This is a genomic window from Pseudomonas sp. OV226, from assembly GCF_003148705.1.
In the GTDB taxonomy this organism is placed as follows: Bacteria; Pseudomonadota; Gammaproteobacteria; order Pseudomonadales; family Pseudomonadaceae; genus Aquipseudomonas.
Genome location: NZ_QGGS01000003.1, coordinates 52,917 through 65,510 on the forward strand (window position 1 = coordinate 52,917; position 12,594 = coordinate 65,510).

The window sequence follows — 12,594 nt, forward strand, 5'->3', positions numbered from 1 at the left end:
TGGGAATGTCTCAGCGGACGCTCCGCGTTCGGCTTTGGAGGGGACGCGGAGCGTCCCGGGCTGCATTCCCACGCAGAGCGTGGGAATGATCGGGTTTCAGGGGTTACCGAAAAAACGGCACATCCCCCAACACCGTCGCCCGCTGCATCACCCGCCGCGCCGGGCGGTAGTCATCCACCGCGTAATGCTGGGTCACGCGGTTATCCCAGAACGCCACATCATCCTTCTGCCAGCGCCAGCGAATGGTAAATTCCGGCCGTGTGGCATGGGCGAACAAGAACTTCAGAACCGCTTCGCTCTCGGTGTCCGACAGTTCGTTGATCTTCGACGTGAATCCTTCATTGACGAACAGCGAGCGCCGCCCGCTCACCGGGTGTGTACGAATGACCGGGTGCGACAAGGGCGGATTCTTGCGTCGTGCCTCTTCCCACTGGGCCAGCGCTTCGGGCGTATTGCCATAACGCTCAAGCGGGAACGAACGGGTGAAATCGTGGGTGGCGGTCAGCCCTTCGAGCAAGGACTTCATCGGCGCGGACAATGCTTCATACGCCGCAATCCCACTGGCCCACAACGTGTCACCGCCAAACTCCGGCAGCAACTTGGCGCTGAGTACTGCGCCCATGGCCGGGGTCGGCAGGAAGGTCACATCGGTGTGCCAGATCGCGTTGTCGCGCACGTCGGTGACGGCAGTGTCGAGGATCAACACTTCCGGTTGTTCCGGTACGTTGGGGTAGATCGGGTGAATGTGCAGGTCGCCGAAATGGGCGGCGAATCGTGCCTGCTGCTGCGGCGTGATCGGCTGGTCGCGGAAGAACAGCACTTGATGCTTGAGCAGCGCTTGCTCAATGGCATCGCGCTGTTCCAGGTTCAGTGGCTGGCTGGTATCGACGCCGCTGATTTGCGCACCGAGGGCAGAACTGAGGGGGACGATGGTCAGGTAGCTCATGGTGGTTCTCTTCAAATTCGTGGTGTCGAGCATTTGTAGGAGTGAGCCTGCTCGCGATAGCGGTGTGTCATTCACAACATCGTTGTCTGACACTCTGCAATCGCGAGCAGGCTCACTCCTGCAAGGGTTTTCAAAAGGCGATTTTCAATGGGCCTGGCCATGCCACGGCACCAGTTTGCGTTGCAGGGCGCGCAGGCCCATTTCCATGGCGAAGGCGATCAGGGCAATCACCAGAATCCCCAGCACCACCACATCGGTGACCAGGAACTGCGCGGCCGACTGCACCATGAAGCCCAAACCGCTAGTGGCGGCGATCAATTCGGCGGCGACCAGGGTCGACCAACCCACGCCCAGGCCAATGCGCACGCCGGTCAGAATATCCGGCAAGGCACTCGGCAGAATCACATGACGAATCAACTGCGCGCGGGTTGCACCCAGCGACTGCGCTGCACGCAACTTGGCTGGGTCGACAGTGCGCACACCGGTCGCGGTAGCGATGGCAATCGGGGCGAAAATCGCCAGGTAGATCAGCAAGACTTTCGACAACTCACCGATGCCGCACCAGATCACGATCAGCGGCAGATACGCCAACGGTGGAATCGGGCGGTAGAACTCGATCAGCGGATCGAGAATGCCGCGAGCGATGCGGTTGTGGCCGATGGCGATCCCCACCGGCACAGCGGTCAGCACGGCAAAGCCGAGGCCCAGGCCGATACGGCTCAGGCTCGCGCCCAAATGCTGCCACAACGTCGAATCCATGTAGCCGGAAGTCGCCAGCAGCCAACCCTTTTGCAGCACGGCGGATGGTGGCGGCAGGAACAACGGTTCGATCATCCCCGTGGCCGTGACGGCCCACCAGAGGATCACGAGCGCCACCAGTGTCAGCACGCTGATCCAGCGGGTGCTCAAACTGCGACGAACCGGAATCACCGTCGAACTCGGTTTCACCGTCACGGCCGGAATTTCATAGCTGCTCATGCGCGCTCCTGCCGCTGGGCGGCGCTGCGTTGGGAGAATACTTTGGCGAGCACGTGTTCGCGGGTTTCGATAAAGCGCGGGTCGGATTTGATCGCCCGCGCCGACTCGCCGGCCGCATAACGTTGGCCGAAATCCAGGCTCAGGCGCTCGACGATTTGCCCAGGATTGGGCGCCAGCAGAATCAGGTCTGTCGCGAGGAAGACTGCTTCTTCAATGTCGTGGGTAATCAGGAACACCGGCTTGGCGGTACGTCGCCAGACTTGCAGCAACAGCTCCTGCATCTGTTCGCGGGTGAAGGCGTCGAGAGCGCCGAAGGGCTCGTCCATGAGCAAGACGCGAGGGTCGGCGGCTAATGCGCGGGCAAGGCCGACACGCTGCTTCTGGCCGCCCGAGAGCTGCCAGATGCGACGGTTTTCGAAACCGGTAAGGTCGACCAGCGCGAGCATTTCCTTCGCGCGGGTTTCACGTTTGTCCCGAGGAACGCCCGCCAGCTCCAGACCGAAACCGACGTTGGCCAATACGTCCTGCCAAGGCAGTAACGCGTCGTCCTGAAACACCACGCCGCGTTCGGCACTCGGGCCCTTGACCGGCACGCCGTCGAGGGCAATGCGCCCGGCACTGGGCTCGACAAAACCGGCGATCAGGTTCAACAGCGAAGTCTTGCCACTGCCGGACGGGCCGAGGGCAACCAGCAACTGCTGGGGCCCCAGGCTCAGGGAAATATCCGCCAGTACCGGTTCCGGACTACCGGGGTACTGTGCGCTGATGCGCTCCAGCTGTAGCAAGGCCATTGCGGTTAACTCCCGATCAGTTGGTGATGAACTTGGCGTTGACGTACGGTGCGTAGTCCGGCAGCACGGCTTCGACCTTGCCTTGTTCCTTGAGGAACGCGGCGGTGTCGGTGATGGCTTTGGTGGTCGGTGCGCCGAGGGTGATCACCTGGTCAGCCGCCAGCGGGTAGACGTTGCCTTGCAGCAGCAATGGAATGTCGCTGGCCTTGGCGCCGGAGAGCTTCACCAGTTTGTCGACGTTGCTTTGGTTGGCGAGCCAGGCTTTCGGGTCTTTGCGGTAGTCGGCGTAGGCGTCCAGGGTCACTTTGGCGAACGCAGTGACGATTTCCGGGTGCTTCTCGGCGAAGTCTTTGCGCACGATCCAGGCATCGAAGGTTGGTGCGCCGAACTTGGCCAGTTCGCCGGAGGTGATCAGTACTTTGCCGTTTTCCTTGGCGACACCCAGGGCTGGATCCCAGACGTAGGTGGCGTCAATGTCACCGCGTTTCCACGCAGCAATGATCGCGGGTGGAGCCAGATTGAGGACGGTGACTTTCGACGGGTCGATGTTCCAGTGCTTCAACGCAGCCAGCAGGCTGTAGTGACCGGTGGAAACGAATGGCACGGCGATTTTCTTGCCGATCAGATCCTGCGGTGTCTTGATCCCGGAGCCGTCACGCGCGACGAGCGCTTCGGCAGCGCCGATCTGGGTGGCGATGAGGAAGGTTTCCACCGGCACTTTGCGGGTGATCGCCGCCGTCAGGGGGCTGGAACCGAGGTAGCCGATCTGCACGTCACCCGAGGCGATGGCGGCAATGATGTCGGCACCGTTGTCGAATTTTCGCCAGCTGATATCGGCTTTGGTGGCTTTTTCGTAGGCGCCGTCGGCCAGGGCAACTTTTGCCGGGTCCACGGTGGTCTGGTAGGCAACGGTAACGTCAGCGGCTTGGGCAAACAGACTCGCTGCAGCCAGAGTGGCGGCCGCCAGCAAGCGAAGTGGGAAGGTCAGTTTCATTGCGAAGCTCCTTATCCGGCGACCGAGTGTCGGCGTGATAAAGAGACTAAATGATCTAAGAATTCAAAAATAAATAACTTTTTCGAATTAGCTTATGAGAGGAAAACGTTAAGGGCGTCGCTGCAAATCGCTTGATCGTTCCCACGCTTCCGCGTGGGAACGATCAGGCAGAAGTCAGCGTTTAGTTACTGATTGCCAAAATGCTCGCCTGATACGCGCCGACAAACACGTCGAAATCACCGACTTCGTTCTGTTCCAGCTCAACCTGCTGGGCCAGCGACGAACGCGCCAGTTCTTCAAACTTGGCCTGCTCATCCGCCGCCAATGGCTCGCTGCGGAAGAACTCGGCATGGGCCTGGCTTTGACGCAAGGAGAACTGCGCGAAACTTTCCTTGTGCTCAGCCATCGATGCCAACACCTGGGCCGACGGTGTCAGGGACGGATCCTGGACCTTGGCCATTTGCGTATCCAGCGCCTTGCTGTGCGCATCTCCGCCATGGCTCTGATCGAGCAGTGCGGCCAGCGGAGCGATTTTTTCCAGCAGCTCGCCCGCCCACTCTTTCAGGTCAACCGGCTGGCCATCCCGTTGCAGTTGCAGGCCCGGACGACGACCTTCCTTGACCACGCTGAGGAAGTTCGACGTCGCGTTGCCGCAACTGGTGTTGGTCAGCAGCGGGCTGTCGTTCAGCGCGCAATACAGCAGGAACGCATCGAGGAAACGCGACTCGGTGAGATCGATGCCCATTGGCAGGAACGGGTTGATGTCCAGGCAGCGCACTTCAACGTACTGAATGCCACGGGCCACCAGCGCCTGAATCGGCCGTTCGCCGGTGTAGGTCACGCGCTTCGGGCGGATGTTGGAGTAGTACTCGTTTTCGATCTGCAGAATGTTGGTGTTGAGCTGAACCCACTCACCGTCCTGATGCGTGCCGATCTCGACATACGGTGCATACGGTGTGGCGACCGCTTTGCGCAGGCTATCGGTGTAGCTCGACAGATCGTTGTAGCACGGCGTCAAGCCGGCCTGGGCGTTGCTCTGGTAACCCAGGTCGCTCATGCGCAGGCTGGTGGCGTACGGCAGGTACAAGGTGTCCGGGTCCAGTTGTTCCAACTGGTGCGAGCGACCACGCAGGAAGCCGGCGTCCAGTGCGGGCGAGGCGCCAAACAGGTACATCAGCAGCCAGCTGTAGCGGCGGAAGTTGCGGATCAGGGCGATGTAGGCCGTTGACTGATAGTCGCGATCGTCGCCAACAAAATCTTCAACTTGCTTGAGCAGCGGCCAGAGCTTTTCCGGCAGGGAAAAGTTGTAGTGGATCCCGGCGATGCACTGCATGGTCTTGCCGTAACGCAGGGCCAGGCCCTTGCGATACACGTACTTGAGCTGCCCGATGTTGGACGTGCCGTAGTAGGCAATCGGGATGTCTTCCTCGGCCGGCAACGGGCACGGCATCGAGGGGCTCCACAGGTACTCGTTGCCGAGCTTGCTGTAGGCAAAACGGTGAATCTTGTCCAGGCTCGCCAACGTGTCCGCCGGGTCGGGCAGGGCCGGAGTGATGAACTCCAGCAGCGACTCGGAATAGTCGGTGGTGATCTGTTCGTTGGTCAGCGCGGAACCCAATTCTTCCGGGTGCGGCGTTTGCGCCAGGCGACCTTCGCCGGTCACGCGCAGGCATTCACGTTCGATGCCGTGAAGGCACTGTTCGAGCAGAGAGAGGTTAGCGCGCTCGCCAAGCAGGGCCAGGCGGCGGTTGAGAAGTTCGCTCAAGTTGGATTCCTTCACGCGTCAGTCGCCCCAATATGGGGGTGGGCAGGACGGTCTACAAGGGTGAAGTTAAAACTGGCGTTTTCGCCTGGTTTTTCGGGCTCTCAAAGCCCCTGTGGAGCCACCGGCTTCAATCCTTGAATCTGGCAGATGCACGCGAAGGAAACGCAATCCCTGTGGGAGCGGGCTTGCCCGCGAAGGCGGTGTGTCAGACGACTTGATGTTGACTGACACTCCCTTTTCGCGGGCAAGCCCGCTCCCACAGGAAACTCCGACGCTGCTGTCACAGCGCTGAAATTAACTCAAATTGATGACGACTAGCTACAGGACAGCGAACGTGCCTTGCGCTTTTGCGACCAGTTTGTCGCCCTGCATCACATCGGCTTCGACCACCAATGTGCGTCGGCCCGGGTGAATCACCCGTGCCGTGCACATCACTTCGCCGTCGGATACCGCGCGGATGTAGTTGATCTTGCACTCGATGGTCGCGCTCTGCTGGTCAAAGCCGTGGGCGCTGGAACAGGCCAGCCCCATGGCAATGTCCACCAGACTGAACAAGGCCCCGCCGTGCAGCTTGCCAGCGCGATTGCGCAACTCGGGCTCAAGCACCAGGGCGACGTGCGCCACCCCGGTTTCCAGGCTGTGCAAGCGACAGCCCAGCAGCTTGAAAAAGGCACTTTCGGTGTACCCGGCGGGGATGTCCATCAGCGTTTCTTCAACTGCTTGGCGTTGGCGAACAGCGACGCCATGGCGTTGTTGCTCGGTGCGGCAGCTGTGGTTTCCTTACGCGGTGCGGTGTTCTGGGACTGGCGTGGCGCCGACCCCGGACGTGCACCGCGAGCGCCGTCGATTTTCTCGCCCGGGGTGTCGCTCATGCGCATCGACAGGCCCACGCGTTTGCGCGGGATGTCGATTTCCATGACTTTCACCTTCACCACGTCACCGGCCTTCACCGCTTCGCGTGGGTCCTTGATGAACTTCTCCGAAAGCGCGGAGATGTGCACCAAGCCGTCCTGATGCACGCCGATGTCGACGAACGCACCGAAGTTGGTCACGTTGGTGACGACGCCTTCGAGGATCATCCCCAGTTGCAGGTCCTTGAGGTCTTCGACGCCTTCCTGGAACTCGGCGGTCTTGAACTCGGGACGCGGGTCGCGACCGGGTTTTTCCAGCTCTTGCAGGATGTCGGTGACCGTTGGCAGACCGAAGGTTTCGTCGGTGTACTTCTTCGGATCGAGACGCTTGAGGAAGCTGGCGTCGCCAATCAGCGAACGGATGTCACGGTCGGTTTCAGCGGCAATGCGCTGCACCAACGGATAGGCTTCCGGGTGAACGGCCGAGGAATCCAGCGGGTTGTCACCGTTCATCACGCGCAAGAAACCGGCGGCCTGTTCGAAGGTTTTCTCGCCCAGACGCGCGACTTTCTTCAATGCCGCACGGGTTTTGAACGCGCCGTGTTCATCGCGATGGCTGACGATGTTCTGTGCCAGGGTCGCGTTGAGGCCGGAGATGCGCGCCAGCAGCGCCACGGAGGCGGTGTTGACGTCGACGCCCACGGCGTTCACGCAGTCTTCGACAACCGCGTCCAGGCCACGCGCCAGTTTCAGCTGCGACACATCGTGCTGGTACTGGCCGACACCGATGGATTTCGGATCGATCTTCACCAGCTCAGCCAGTGGATCCTGCAAGCGACGGGCAATCGACACCGCACCACGGATCGATACGTCCAGGTCCGGGAATTCTTTGGAAGCCAGTTCCGACGCCGAGTAAACCGATGCACCGGCCTCGGAGACCATGACTTTGGTCATCTTCATCGCTGGGTATTTCTTGATCAGCTCGGCGGCCAGCTTGTCGGTTTCACGGCTGGCGGTGCCGTTGCCGATGGCGATCAGGTCGACCGAGTGCTTGGCGCACAGGGCGGCGAGAATCGCGAGGGTCTGATCCCACTTGTTATGCGGCACGTGCGGGTAAACGGTGGCGTGGTCCAGCAGCTTGCCGGTGGCATCGACCACGGCGACCTTGCAGCCGGTACGCAGGCCCGGGTCGAGGCCCAGTGTCGCGCGCGGGCCGGCTGGAGCCGACAGCAGCAAGTCATGCAGGTTGTGCGCGAACACGTTGATCGCTTCGGTTTCCGCACCGTCGCGCAGCTCACCCAGCAGGTCGGTTTCAAGGTGGGTGTAGAGCTTGACCTTCCAGGTCCAGCGCACCACTTCGCCCAGCCATTTGTCGGCGGCGCGGTTCTGGTTCTGGATACCGAATTGCTGGCCGATCATGCCCTCGCACGGGTGCATGGTGCCCGGCAGTTCGTCACCGACTTTCAGGGCCGAACTCAAAATGCCTTCGTTGCGGCCACGGAAAATTGCCAGCGCGCGGTGCGACGGCATGCTTTTCAGCGGTTCGTCGTGTTCGAAGTAGTCGCGGAACTTGGCGCCTTCCTCTTCCTTGCCAGCGATAACGCGGGCACTGAGGGTAGCCTCCTGCTTTAGGTAGCTGCGCAGTTTGTCCAGCAAACCGGCGTCTTCGGCGAAGCGCTCCATGAGGATGTACTTGGCGCCTTCGAGGGCGGCCTTCACATCGGCCACGCCTTTTTCTGCATTCACGAAGCGTGCGGCTTCAGCGTCGGGCGTCAGGGATGGATCGTTGAACAGGCCGTCAGCCAGTTCGCCGAGGCCGGCTTCCAGGGCAATCTGGCCCTTGGTGCGGCGCTTTTGCTTGTACGGCAGGTACAAGTCTTCGAGGCGGGTCTTGGTGTCGGCGAGTTTGATATCGCGCTCAAGTGCCGGGGTCAGCTTGCCTTGCTCTTCGATGCTGGCGAGGATGCTGATGCGCCGTTCGTCGAGTTCTCGCAGGTAGCGCAGACGCTCTTCCAGATGACGCAACTGGATGTCATCGAGGCTGCCGGTCACTTCTTTCCGGTAACGGGCGATGAAGGGAACGGTAGAGCCTTCATCGAGTAGCGCGACGGCCGCTTCGACCTGTTGTGGGCGTACACCGAGTTCCTCGGCGATGCGGCTGTTGATGCTGTCCATAAAACCACCTGACAAATTGTGAAAGCAGGCTCGCAGGCGCAGAGATAGAGGCTCTGCGAGTCTGGTTGAGCGGCCTGGCCTGCGCCGCTGCCTGGATCAAAGGGCACCCCATTGACCCGTGAAATCGAACAATTACTGCGGGCGGCAGGAAAATAAATAGCGCCTGCCTGTAGTACCTGTCTGATGTTGCCTGACACAAAACGCCGCGCATTATAACCAGCGTTCGCGCATTCCGGGGCATCGCTGGCGGGAAGGGGAATGGCCGGTTTACTGGCGGTGGAGGAAAAATCTGCTAACAATGCACACGGTGCGTATAACGGCAGCTACGCCATAATGCGCGCCGAGATCAAAGGAGCATCTAATGAGCAGCACTGCAAACACTGCTGAAGGCGAAAAAATTCTTATTGTTGACGACGATCCGGGCCTCAGCAGCCTGCTGGAGCGTTTTTTCGTCAGCAAGGGCTACCGCGCCCGCGCCGTACCCAACACCGAGCAGATGGATCGTCTGCTGTCGCGTGAAGTGTTCAACCTGGTCGTCCTCGACCTGATGCTGCCCGGCGAAGACGGCTTGACCGCCTGCCGCCGCCTGCGCGCCGCGAACAATCAGATTCCGATCATCATGCTGACCGCCAAGGGCGATGAGCTGAGCCGTATCAAGGGCCTGGAACTGGGCGCCGACGATTACCTGGCCAAGCCGTTCAACCCGGATGAGCTGATGGCCCGCGTCAAAGCGGTCCTGCGTCGTCAGTCGACACCTGTGCCGGGAGCACCGGGCAGCGAAGACGAAAGCGTGACCTTCGGTGATTACGTACTGTCGCTGGCGACCCGCGAACTCAAGCGTGGCGACGAAGTACACATGCTCACCACCGGTGAGTTTGCGGTCCTCAAGGCATTGGTGATGAACGCGCGTCAGCCACTGACCCGCGACAAGTTGATGAACCTGGCCCGTGGCCGCGAGTGGGATGCCCTGGAGCGTTCCATCGACGTGCAGATCTCCCGTCTGCGCCGGATGATCGAACCCGATCCGTCCAAGCCGCGTTACATCCAGACAGTCTGGGGCGTGGGCTACGTGTTCGTTCCGGATGGCGCCGCCACCAAGTGATCGGCGATTTGTAGGAGCGGGTCCTGCGGACGACATTGTCCGCAGACTCGCGATCCGCAATATGCGAGCATCGCTCGCTCCTGCAAGTGTGTAGCGGTTATCCATGAAAACCCCCGTTTGGTTCCCCCAGAGTTTCTTCTCCCGCACCCTTTGGCTGGTGCTGATCGTCGTTCTGTTTTCCAAGGCGCTGACCCTGGTTTATCTGTTGATGAACGAAGACGTGCTGGTGGACCGGCAATACAGCCACGGTGTCGCCCTGACGCTGCGCGCCTATTGGGCCGCCGATGAAGAAAACCGCGCGAAGATCGCCGATGCCGCCACCCTGATTCGGGTGGTGGGTGCCGGTGTGCCTGAGGGTGAGCAGCACTGGCCATACAGCGAGATCTACCAGCGGCAGATGCAGGCTGAACTGGGCGCCGATACCGAAGTCCGGTTACGCATGCACTCGCCGCCGGCGCTGTGGGTCCGGGCGCCGAGCCTGGGTGATGGCTGGCTGAAAGTGCCGCTGTATCCGCATCCATTGCGGGGGCAGAAAATCTGGAACGTGCTCGGCTGGTTCCTCGCCATTGGCTTGTTGTCCACGGCGTCGGCATGGATCTTCGTCAGTCAGCTCAACCAACCATTGAAACGTCTGGTGTATGCCGCAAGGCAACTCGGCCAGGGGCGCAGCGTGCGATTGCCCATCAGCGACACGCCCAGCGAAATGACCGAGGTGTATCGCGCCTTCAATCAGATGGCGGAAGACGTCGAGCAGGCCGGCCGGGAACGCGAGCTGATGCTGGCCGGTGTGTCCCATGACTTGCGTACGCCGTTGACCCGATTGCGCTTGTCCCTGGAGCTGATGGGTGATCGCACCGATCTGACCGACGACATGGTGCGCGACATCGAAGACATGGACGCAATCCTCGATCAGTTCCTGGCGTTTATCCGCGATGGTCGTGACGAGTCGGTGGAGGAAGTGGACCTCAGCGACCTGGTTCGCGAAGTCGCGGCACCGTACAACCAGAACGAAGAAAGAGTGCGTTTGCGCCTGGAGCCGATCCAGCCGTTTCCATTGCGCCGGGTGTCGATGAAACGCCTGTTGAACAACCTGATCGGCAATGCCTTGCATCACGCCGGCAGCGGCGTTGAGGTGGCGGCCTATGTGTCTGGCGATACTGCCGCGCCGTATGTGGTGCTGAGTGTCATGGACCGTGGGGCGGGGATTGATCCGTCGGAGCTGGAGGCGATCTTCAATCCGTTCACTCGGGGGGATCGTGCCCGGGGTGGCAAAGGGACCGGCCTGGGCCTGGCGATCGTGAAGCGGATTGCGTCGATGCACGGTGGGAATGTTGAGTTGCGTAACCGTTCCGGTGGCGGGCTGGAAGCTCGGGTACGGTTGCCGCTGGGGTTGATGTTGCCGCGGGATGCTGTCTGACCTGATCGTTCCCACGCGGAGCGTGGGAACGATCAGCCTCAGCCCTTTCCTTTGGTTCGGGTCATGTTCGGCCCGCCATTCTTTTCCAGATGCTCGATGATGATCCCCGCCACGTTTTTCCCGGTGGTGGTTTCGATCCCTTCCAGTCCCGGCGACGAATTGACTTCCATCACCAGCGGCCCGTGATTGGAGCGCAGGATGTCCACGCCCGCCACCGCCAGGCCCATCACCTTCGCTGCACGCAACGCGGTCATGCGTTCTTCGGGTGTGATCTTGATCAGGCTGGCGCTGCCACCTCGATGCAGGTTGGAGCGGAACTCCCCGGGCTTGGCCTGACGCTTCATTGCTGCGATCACCTTGTCGCCGACCACGAAGCAACGAATGTCGGCCCCGCCGGCTTCCTTGATGTATTCCTGAACCATGATGTTCTGCTTCAGGCCCATGAACGCTTCAATCACCGACTCCGCCGCCGTCGCCGTTTCACACAACACCACACCAATGCCCTGGGTCCCTTCCAGCACCTTGATCACGAGCGGGGCGCCGTTGACCATGTCGATCAGGTCGGGAATGTCATCCGGCGAGTGAGCGAACCCGGTCACCGGCAGGCCGATGCCGCGACGTGACAGCAATTGCAACGAACGCAGCTTGTCCCGCGAACGGGCAATGGCCACCGATTCATTGAGCGGAAACACGCCCATCATTTCAAACTGGCGCAACACCGCGCAGCCATAAAACGTGACCGACGCACCGATCCGGGGGATCACCGCGTCGAACCCTTCCAGCGGCTTGCCGCGGTAGTGGATCTGCGGCTTGTGGCTGGCAATGTTCATGTAGGCGCGCAGGGTGTCGATCACCACCATTTCATGGCCACGCTCGGTACCGGCTTCAACCAGACGACGAGTGGAATACAGACGCGGGTTCCGCGACAGCACAGCGATCTTCATGCAACACCTGTGGAGGAGGTAGATACCGGGAACACCGGCTTGTCTTGTATGTACTTGATGCCCGGATTGACCACCAGCTGACCGTGAATCAGGGCTTTGGAACCGAGCAACAGGCGATAACGCATGGATTTGCGGCAGGCGAGCGTGAACTCGACCTGCCAGACCCGATCACCGAGGGCCAGGGTGGTGCTGACCACGTATCGCTTCTGCGCGTGACCGTTGGAGCTTTTAATGGTTTTCATCGTCACCAGCGGCGCTTCGCAGCGTCGATGGCGCAACTGCACCACCGTGCCCAAGTGCGCGGTGAAGCGAACCCACTGCTCGCCATCGCGCTCGAACGGCTCGATGTCGGTGGCATGCAGGCTGGAGGTACTGGCACCGGTGTCGATTTTTGCCCGCAGGCCCGCGACTCCCAAATCCGGGAGCGCCACCCACTCGCGCAGACCGACAACGGTCAAATGGTCAAATGTCTTCAAAGTGCTCAACCGGTAGAAACCGCACGGCCCGGCAAGCGGCCGAATTCGCGGTATTCACGCAGAATAATGGTTAAAAGGCGACAGATATCTACGGCCCGGATTTCCAGCCCCTGCGAGAGGTTCTGGAATGCGTGCATTGTAATCCGAGCCGGTGG

Annotated in this window: 11 protein-coding genes; 2 read left to right on the forward strand and 9 right to left on the reverse strand. The window is 60.9% G+C overall.

Features of this window, described 5'->3' with window-relative positions; translation table 11 throughout:
• Positions 1-103: 103 nt before the first annotated feature.
• The 7 genes from tauD to C7534_RS06315 form a co-directional block, all read right to left on the reverse strand.
• The gene (gene tauD, locus C7534_RS06285) at positions 104-946 is read right to left on the reverse strand and encodes a taurine dioxygenase (protein ID WP_109785294.1); all 843 of its coding nucleotides are present in this window, start codon (positions 944-946) and stop codon (positions 104-106) included.
• 144 nt (positions 947-1,090) lie between these two features.
• Positions 1,091-1,924 carry a taurine ABC transporter permease TauC gene (gene tauC, locus C7534_RS06290; RefSeq protein WP_077432247.1) on the reverse strand — a complete coding sequence of 278 codons (834 nt, stop codon included), beginning with the start codon at positions 1,922-1,924 and terminating at the stop codon, positions 1,091-1,093.
• Positions 1,921-2,715: a taurine ABC transporter ATP-binding subunit gene (gene tauB, locus C7534_RS06295; protein ID WP_109785295.1), complete on the reverse strand. Its 795-nt coding sequence runs from the start codon at positions 2,713-2,715 to the stop codon at positions 1,921-1,923. The genes tauC and tauB overlap by 4 nt, the downstream gene beginning before the upstream one ends.
• 16 nt (positions 2,716-2,731) lie before the next feature.
• Positions 2,732-3,709, reverse strand: coding sequence for a taurine ABC transporter substrate-binding protein (gene tauA / locus C7534_RS06300; RefSeq protein WP_109785296.1), 978 nt, complete (start codon positions 3,707-3,709; stop codon positions 2,732-2,734).
• Positions 3,710-3,890: 181 nt separating this feature from the next.
• On the reverse strand, positions 3,891-5,474 hold the full coding sequence (gene gshA / locus C7534_RS06305; RefSeq protein ID WP_109785297.1) for a glutamate--cysteine ligase: 1,584 nt from the start codon (positions 5,472-5,474) through the stop codon (positions 3,891-3,893).
• A 318-nt stretch (positions 5,475-5,792) separates the two neighbouring features.
• Entirely contained in the window at positions 5,793-6,176 is a 384-nt protein-coding gene (locus C7534_RS06310) for a PaaI family thioesterase (protein WP_046031310.1), read from the reverse strand.
• A complete protein-coding gene (locus C7534_RS06315; RefSeq protein WP_109785298.1) occupies positions 6,176-8,500 on the reverse strand; it encodes a Tex family protein in 2,325 nt (774 codons plus the stop codon). The genes C7534_RS06310 and C7534_RS06315 overlap by 1 nt, the downstream gene beginning before the upstream one ends.
• Positions 8,501-8,861: 361 nt before the next feature.
• On the opposite strand from C7534_RS06315, the gene ompR reads away from it, so the two are divergent.
• Together ompR and C7534_RS06325 are read left to right on the forward strand one after the other, a co-directional pair.
• Positions 8,862-9,602 (forward strand): osmolarity response regulator transcription factor OmpR, encoded by a 741-nt coding sequence (gene ompR, locus C7534_RS06320; protein ID WP_046031308.1) that lies wholly within the window; start codon positions 8,862-8,864, stop codon positions 9,600-9,602.
• A 103-nt stretch (positions 9,603-9,705) separates the two neighbouring features.
• Positions 9,706-11,019 (forward strand): ATP-binding protein, encoded by a 1,314-nt coding sequence (locus C7534_RS06325; RefSeq protein WP_046031307.1) that lies wholly within the window; start codon positions 9,706-9,708, stop codon positions 11,017-11,019.
• Between the two features lie 38 nt (positions 11,020-11,057).
• On the opposite strand, the gene rimK is transcribed toward C7534_RS06325, so the two are convergent.
• Together rimK and rimB are read right to left on the reverse strand one after the other, a co-directional pair.
• Positions 11,058-11,963: a 30S ribosomal protein S6--L-glutamate ligase gene (gene rimK, locus C7534_RS06330; RefSeq protein WP_007949201.1), complete on the reverse strand. Its 906-nt coding sequence runs from the start codon at positions 11,961-11,963 to the stop codon at positions 11,058-11,060.
• Entirely contained in the window at positions 11,960-12,439 is a 480-nt protein-coding gene (gene rimB, locus C7534_RS06335; protein ID WP_109785299.1) for a retropepsin-like aspartic endopeptidase RimB, read from the reverse strand. The genes rimK and rimB overlap by 4 nt, the downstream gene beginning before the upstream one ends.
• Positions 12,440-12,594: the final 155 nt, after the last annotated feature.